This is a genomic window from Bacteroidia bacterium (genome assembly GCA_025056095.1).
In the GTDB taxonomy this organism is placed as follows: Bacteria; Bacteroidota; Bacteroidia; order JANWVE01; family JANWVE01; genus JANWVE01.
In genome coordinates, this window is the sequence record JANWVW010000129.1 from 1 (window position 1) to 7,903 (window position 7,903).

The window sequence follows — 7,903 nt, forward strand, 5'->3', positions numbered from 1 at the left end:
TTCGCTTCGGTACTTCGCTGCGCTTCGTACTGCCTAACGGCATGCTCCATGCCCCTCACGCAGATGACCTGTGCAGTCATGTCTTTACCTTTTTTGAGCTTAAAGCACAAGTACTTACAAGCTAAAACTTGCCATAAGAAACGAAGAAATGGTTTTTTCAGAGATCCCCTTTGCGTGAGGCATGCGGAGGGCGTGCGTCAGCACGGTGCGGAGCGAAGCGTAGCACCGAAGCGATAGCGTAGCCCGTAGCACGCCGCCCTTGTGGGCAAAAGCCCACAAGGGCACGCCCAAAAAATAAAACATTCTATTTCCATTCGCATCTAAAAAAACACTACTCTCTACTCGGTTTTGCTCATCTACAAAAATGTTCATACTTTTGTTTGTATGAAGTTGGTCAGCTTTATTTATCAAGGTAAAATTAGTTTTGGTTTTCATCTCAATGAACAAATTTTTGACCTACCCCTAGCAGGCAAACAATTTAATCTGCCCATAGTCCCTACGATGAAAGATTTTTTATGGGACTGGGATAGGCAATTAGACTACGCTCGTGAAATAGAACAACAGGCTAAACAAGGAAATATTTTACCTATTACTCCTGAAAAGATGCTTGCCCCTGTTCCATTTCCTACTTCCTGCCGTGATGGATATGCTTTTAGACAACATGTAGAAGCTGCTCGGCGCAACCGCAAGGTGCCTATGATACCTGAATTTGACCAATATCCTGTTTTTTACTTTACGAACCATAATGCTATTCAAGGTGAGGGAGATATTGAGGTTTTAGCTGACCATTTGCAAAAATTAGACTTTGAGTTAGAAGCAGCCGTAGTAATATGTAAAAAAGGGCGCAATATCCCCGCAGATAAAGCAGATGAATACATCGGCGGATACATGATTATGAACGACATGAGCGCACGCGTATTACAAATGGAAGAAATGCTACTCAACTTAGGACCTGCCAAAGGTAAAGACTTTTGTACTGTAATAGGTCCTTGGTTGGTAACCAAAGATGAATTAGCACCTTACAAAGTTCCTGCACACCCTGGGCATGAGGGGGAAAAATATGCGTTAGAAATGAAATGCTGGGTAAATGGAAAACTAGTTTCGCAAGGGAATATGGCAGATATGGATTGGACTTTTGCAGAAATTATTGAACGATGCGCATACGGTACAGATATTTTACCTGGCGATGTTATTGGTTCTGGTACAGTAGGAACAGGCTGTTTTTTAGAACTTAACGGCACAGGCAAACTCTACGATCCTAACTACACTGAACAATGGCTACAAGATGGAGATATCATAGAAATGGAAATTACAGGATTAGGACACCTGACTAATCGCATCAAAAAAGTAGGCGACTACTCTATTTTAGCCAAGAAAAAACTAAATAAGAATGCATAATTGCAGTCATGAAACAGATTCAAGAAGTTGCCCAACAACTGCGAACCCAAATAAGTAAAGTCATTGTAGGTCAAGAAGCAGCAATTGACCAAATGTTAGTAGCCCTATTTGCAGGAGGGCACGTGCTTTTACAAGGAGTTCCTGGGGTAGCTAAAACTCTTTCAGCAAAAACCTTAGCCTACTTGATAAAAAGTTCTTTTAAACGCATTCAATTCACTCCTGACCTTATGCCAAGCGATATTATAGGCACGCGCGTATTTGACCTTTCCAAATCGCAGTTCTACACTCAAAAAGGACCTATTTTTGCCAATATCATTTTGGCTGATGAAATTAACCGCGCACCTTCGAAAACTCAATCTGCTTTGTTAGAAGCAATGGAAGAACGCCAAGTAACTATTGAAGGCGAAACATTTACTTTTGAAGAGCCTTTTATGATTTTAGCTACTCAAAACCCAATTGAATTTGAAGGTACTTATGGTTTACCCGAAGCACAATTAGATCGTTTTATGCTCAAAATTTTGATAGAATATCCCCAAGAACAAGATGAGCTTACTATCTTAAAACGCTACAATGAAGGTTTTACCGCAAGTAAGTTTGCCCACTACTACCAACTTGAACCTATTCTGGAACCTGAACAGATAGTTAGCATGCGAGAAACTATTCAACAAATAAAAGTGCACGAAGGTATTCTACAATACATTAACCAAATTGTACGCAGCACAAGAAATAATCAAAATCTTTTTATGGGAAGTAGTCCAAGAGGGGGTATTGCTTTATTATTGACCTCAAAAACTTACGCTGCTTTACAAGGTAGAGATTATGTTACTCCTGATGATGTAAAACAAATGGCTTTGCCGGTGCTTAGACACCGCATCATTTTACGCCCCGAAGCAGAAATTGACGGTCTAAAGCCTGATGAAGTTCTACAAGAAATAATACAAAACACACAAGTGCCTCGCTGAATAATGGCGTGTTAGTTGTTTATCCACCTTTGATAGTATTTTTCTTGCAACGATGATTTATTTTTAAGATTGATAATTTGGTGTTTTACAAGTTCAGGTTTTTCAGTATAAATTACTGTGTAAGGAATGCTAACTAAGTTTCCATTTCGGTAAACGGATAAACTTGTTTTTGTGCCTTCTGGTAAAAATTCTCCTTCTTCATTTTTAATTACTTTTTGTATGTCTGTTTCCATTACGATATCACCTACTTGCAGACCGAATTGCTCTTTTTTACCTACATAGCTTATTTTATGTTCAGGTTTTTGAATAATTCCTCGTTCTGTTTTCACATCGTTATGTTTGATAGGATGCTTAGGAACACGAATCTTTTGGCTAGCTTTGTAGTCTATTCCCACACAAGCAAAAAATTTTTGTAGGTCCAACGGCTTTGTTCCTGTAACATAGTCATCAAAAAACTTCTGTAAATCAGGATGAACTTCTTGGACAAATTCCTGAATAAAGCTCTCTTCATTAAACGATTTGTATTTGCCATATTTTTCGCATAGTGCCAAAACTACGTCTTTTAAGGTCTTTTGTCCATCTGTAAGGCGTATAATTTCAATATCCAACATTGCACCCATTAACGCTCCACGTAAATACACTTGCGGATACTGCTTTTTGTAAGGATTTTTTAATACATTTTTGCTCATTTCTGTAAAAGACATCTTCTTTTCTGGATACTTTTCCGCACCTTCTATTTTTTTTAATAAAATATTTTGCAGATACTGTTCAGGAGTAATTATTTTTCCTCTTAGCTGGGATATACCTGCGAAATACTCTGTAACTCCTTCATAAAGCCAAAGATGCTTTGACATTTTAGGTTCTACATAGTTAAAGTTTCCTATAAGTTCGCTGTGCAAACTCAAAGGCTGTAAAATATGCAAAAACTCATGTATACATACATCTTTTATCATGCTTATAGCTACCTCATTGCCAAACTCAGGTAAAAAATAAAAAGATGAGTTTCCATGCTCTAATGCCCCAAAAGCTTGCCCTTTTAATGCTTTGTATAGTTTCAAGAGCACTTTTATGGAAGGTTTGCTTTCAAACGCAGAGCTGAAAGTTGTGTAATCTTTAAGGTAGATAATAAAATCATATCTTGTAACAGGTAAATCTCCGCCTAAAAAGTCAGAAATAGCTTGCATAGATTTTTTTATTTCTTGGTAAATTTGAGCAGACCGTGGGATACCTGCTTCATTAAACACAGATATACGTACGCGTGCATTACGAATGACAAAAGAAATAGTATCAGGTGAACTGAACATTATTGGGCAATCTATAAGCTCATGATAGTTCTCTGCGGTAAAAATCTGCTTTTGGCTATCCCCCACAGAAGGCAAAACGCTGATACCATACAAATTACTTGGCTTTTGCACTTCTAAACGTATAGGTAAGTTTTCTTTTCCTTCAAAGTATCCAAACCATCCCCCTGCATTGAGAACAAAGTTTTTTTCAGCTTGTATGTTAGTTCCTGCGGGTTCAAATATTTTATTTTTTTTGGTTTTAGCATCCCAAGTGTCATTGACTGTGTAGATAATACTATGCAAAAAGTTAGCTTTTTCAATCAAGTAAGTATTATTGCCCTGTTTTTTGATAGGCAAGGGTTTACTATTTTTATCTAACGCTGTAAAGTTTTCAATATATCTACCGTAGTCTAGTACCGCATAGGTGCCTGGTATAGTCATCGGAAAGTGATATTTTATTCGACTTTGTGTTATTACAGGGCATTCTAAATGTACCTTTACTTTATCTTCCTTGACTTCAGATAAGTTGATGGAATAATGATAAAGATTGTTTTGTGCAAAGCCAAATAAAACTTGGACCATCCCTACTATTACAATCCAATTTTGCTTCATATAAAGAGAAAGTTTAAGCGAAAATTAAGACAAATTTTTTACCTACATGCTATGTTGTAGCTTTTTGTATCTTGAGTTTAATGTTTGAGTTTTCAATTTCCACAACATGAGCTAAAGCGTCTTCATTTGTAAAAATGATTTGATTAGCTAAAACTTCATTCTGAATATACGGCAAAAAGTTTTGAACAGCTTCTTTAATTTGCTCATTTGAATGGTAATGAACAACAATTCTATCTGTTACTTCAAAGCCTAAGTCTTTACGCAAGTTTTGCACTCTATTGACAAATTCACGTGCTATGCCTTCTTGTTTAAGTTCGGGGGTAACAGTAGTATCTAAGGCTACACTAAGCCCATTTTCAAAAGCAAAAGCCCAACCTGGAATTTCCTGCGCTACAAAATCTACATCCTCTGGTGTGAGTGTAAATTCACCCAAAGTATAACTTCCTTGTGTGTTTAGAGCCCTGTCTAACTCCTGCTGCGCTTGTGGCGATAAAGCTAAAATGGCATTAGCTACGTTTTGAGTTTGTTTGCCAAACTTAGCCCCAAGACTTTTGAAGTTTGGTTTGATTTTTTTGACAAAAATACCTGAATTAGGTTCTGCGTATTCCAAAGTTTTTACATTTACTTCTGCTAAGATTAAATTCTTAACTTGTTCATAATGCTGTTTTTGTTGCTCATTTAGAATAGGTACAAGAATTTTTGCCAAAGGCTGCCGCACAGGAATCTGTATTTTTTTGCGAATAGAATGGACTAAGCTACAAGTTCGCTGTGCTAATTCCATTTTTTGCTCTAAATCAACATTAAATAAGTCAGGATTATATTTAGGAAAATCTGCTAAATGAACAGAAATATGAGGTTCTAACTGAGTAACATCATTTAAGTTCTTGTACAAGTTGTCCGCATAAAAAGGCGCAAAAGGGGACATCAGCTTAGCTACGGTAATCAAGCATTCGTATAGGGTTTGATAAGCAGCTAATTTATCTTCGTTCATTTCCCCCTTCCAAAACCGCCTGCGGCATAAACGTACGTACCAGTTAGAAAGATCTTCATCTACAAATTTTTGAATAGCCCGAGTAGCAGGAGTAGCATCATAATTGTCCATGCAAGTTTCTACATACTCAATGAGGTGATGCAGTTTAGAAAGTATCCATTGGTCTATTTCAGGGCGCTGAGAATAAGGTACAGAAGGTTTATCTTGATAGAAACCATCAATATTTGCGTAGAGTACGTAAAAATTGTAGAGGTTATTTAACTTGCCAAAAAACTCTTTTTGCACCTCTGCTACTCCATCAAAGCTAAATTTAAGGTTATCCCAGGGTGAAGCGTTGCTTATCATGTACCATCGAATAGGATCTGCGCCGTAGCCTTCCTTACGATATTTTTTGTGCTTATCTTCGGGCAGTTGTTCCTTATCGCCGAGAATAGCCTTGAAAGGATCTATTACGTTACCTAGTCTTTTGGACATTTTTTGTCCCTTTTCATCTAATACTAATCCATTTGCAATTACATTTTTGAAAGCAATACTATCAAACACGGCTGCGGCTATAACATGCAGTGTATAAAACCAACCACGAGTTTGATCTACTCCTTCGGCAATAAAATCTGCGGGAAAGTTAGCTTTGAATAGGTCTTCATTTTCAAACGGATAGTGCCATTGAGCATACGGCATAGCGCCGCTATCAAACCACACGTCAATCAAATCGCTTTCACGGTAATAGAATTTACCTTGTTTTATCAGTACAATTTCGTCTACAATAGGTTTATGTAAGTCTATTTCAAAGTTTGGAATACGTAAAGAAAGTTCTTTCAATGAAATATAGCCTGTTTGAGAAGTTTGTGGTACAATAGCTGTGATAGGTAGTTCTGTGTTTGTCCAATCAAAATATTTTTGAGCATCTTCAATTTTCATAAAACCTTGTTCAATCAACTCTTCAACTGAACCTATACAAATTTCATCGCTGGCATCGGTGGTGCGCCATATTGGCAAAGGAATACCCCAAAAGCGTGAACGAGATAAATTCCAATCCACTACATTCTCTAACCAATTACCAAATCTACCCGTGCCTGTACTTTCAGGTTTCCAGTTAATTTGCTTGTTCAGTTCTACTAACTTATCTTTAATGGCTGTGGTTTTAATGAACCAGCTATCTAAGGGATAGTACAAAACAGGTTTATCGGTACGCCAGCAGTGGGGATAGCTATGTTCGTACTTTTCTACCTTAAAAGCTTTATTTTCTATTTTTAGTTTTATGGCAATTCGTTCATCTACGCTAAGGTATTCTTTTCTACCTTGTTTTTGGGTTTCTTTTTCTTTCTCTTCGTCGCTAAGGTATTCTTCTTTTACGTATTCACCTGCAAAATCAGTTACTTCTTCTACAAATCGCCCTTTTTTATCTACTAATGGAACTTCCACGCCTTCGCGAGTAACCGTCATAGCGGCTATACCGTACTGTTTAGCTATACGAAAGTCATCTGCGCCAAAAGTAGGGGCAATATGTACGATTCCTGTGCCTTCATCTGTACTTACAAAATCGCCTATAAGTGTGATAAAAGCTTTACCTTTGGGCTGTACATAAGGTAAAAGCTGCTCATACTCAATCCCTGCTAATTCTTTACCTTCAAAGGTTTTGATAACAGTGTAGGGTGGATCGTTTTTTTGTCCAAAATAACGAGGTATAGCTGCTTCGGCTAAAATGGCTACTAATTCCTTTTGTGTATAACGATTGATAGTCTTTACAGCGCAATATTTAATCTTTTCTCCCAAAGCTAATGCCGTATTGGAAGGTAAAGTCCAAGGGGTGGTAGTCCAGGCTAAAAAAGCTAAGTCAGGCAAGTAGCTATCTAACCCTAGCAATTGGAGTTTTTTGAGATTGTCCGGTGTATTTTTGACAAAAAACTGTGCTACGACGGTAGTATCTTTAACATTTTTGTAAGTTCCAGGTTGGTTGAGTTCGTGTGAACTTAATCCTGAACCTGCTGCGGGAGAATAGGGCTGAATAGTATATCCTTTGTATAAAAGTCCTTTTTCGTAGAATTTTTTAAGTAAGAACCAGCAAGTTTCAATGTATTTATTTTCGTAGGTAATGTAAGGATTTTCTAAGTCAACCCAGTAGCCCATAATTTCGGTTAATCTGTCCCATTCTGCTTTGTATTTGAGAACATCTTTTTTGCAAATGGCATTATACTCGGCTATGCTGATGGTTTTTCCAATATCTTCTTTGGTGATTCCTAAGGATTTTTCTACTTGTAATTCTACGGGCAAGCCGTGTGTGTCCCAGCCTGCTTTTCTATGCACTTGATAGCCTTTTAAGGTTTTGTAACGGCAAAATATATCTTTTACGGTTCTTGACATGACGTGATGTATGCCGGGTATGCCGTTAGCAGAGGGGGGACCTTCATAAAATACAAAGGTTGGTTTTCCTTGTCGTGAGGTTATGCTTTGCTTAAAAATGTTATTTTCTTTCCAGAATTGGGCGATTTTAGCTTCTTCTTGGGAGTATATGTAGTTGGATTTATACTCTACATGTTTTTTCATGCGTGCAAAAATAGTGAATTTGTTTAGGTAATTGTTTTTAATTTTTTGGGCGTGCCCTTGTGGGCGTTTCGCTGCGCTCATGCCCACAAGGTCGGCGTGCTGCGGGCTACGCT

General features: G+C 37.6%; 4 protein-coding genes. 2 read left to right on the plus strand and 2 right to left on the minus strand.

From position 1 onward, the window contains the following. Positions 1 to 384: 384 nt before the first annotated feature. On the plus strand, positions 385 to 1,398 hold the full coding sequence (locus NZ519_09615) for a fumarylacetoacetate hydrolase family protein (GenBank protein MCS7029011.1): 1,014 nt from the start codon (positions 385 to 387) through the stop codon (positions 1,396 to 1,398). 8 nt (positions 1,399 to 1,406) lie between these two features. After that, complete coding sequence (locus tag NZ519_09620; GenBank protein ID MCS7029012.1) at positions 1,407 to 2,360, plus strand: MoxR family ATPase; 954 nt, start codon at positions 1,407 to 1,409, stop codon at positions 2,358 to 2,360. A gap of 11 nt (positions 2,361 to 2,371) precedes the next feature. Here the strand turns inward: NZ519_09620 and NZ519_09625 are convergent, their stop codons facing one another. Together NZ519_09625 and ileS are read right to left on the minus strand one after the other, a co-directional pair. Further along, positions 2,372 to 4,255, minus strand: coding sequence for a hypothetical protein (locus NZ519_09625; GenBank protein ID MCS7029013.1), 1,884 nt, complete (start codon positions 4,253 to 4,255; stop codon positions 2,372 to 2,374). A 49-nt stretch (positions 4,256 to 4,304) separates the two neighbouring features. Continuing rightward, positions 4,305 to 7,790: an isoleucine--tRNA ligase gene (gene ileS, locus NZ519_09630; GenBank protein ID MCS7029014.1), complete on the minus strand. Its 3,486-nt coding sequence runs from the start codon at positions 7,788 to 7,790 to the stop codon at positions 4,305 to 4,307. Positions 7,791 to 7,903: the final 113 nt, after the last annotated feature.

What these genes read in the sequence shown, in the direction of transcription:
- NZ519_09615 (MCS7029011.1), top strand. Translation starts at nt 385, where the DNA reads ATGAAGTTGGTCAGCTTTATTTATCAAGGTAAAATTAGTTTTGGTTTT.
- NZ519_09620 (MCS7029012.1), top strand. Translation starts at nt 1,407, where the DNA reads ATGAAACAGATTCAAGAAGTTGCCCAACAACTGCGAACCCAAATAAGT.
- NZ519_09625 (MCS7029013.1), bottom strand. Translation starts at nt 4,255, where the DNA reads ATGAAGCAAAATTGGATTGTAATAGTAGGGATGGTCCAAGTTTTATTT.
- ileS (MCS7029014.1), bottom strand. Translation starts at nt 7,790, where the DNA reads ATGAAAAAACATGTAGAGTATAAATCCAACTACATATACTCCCAAGAA.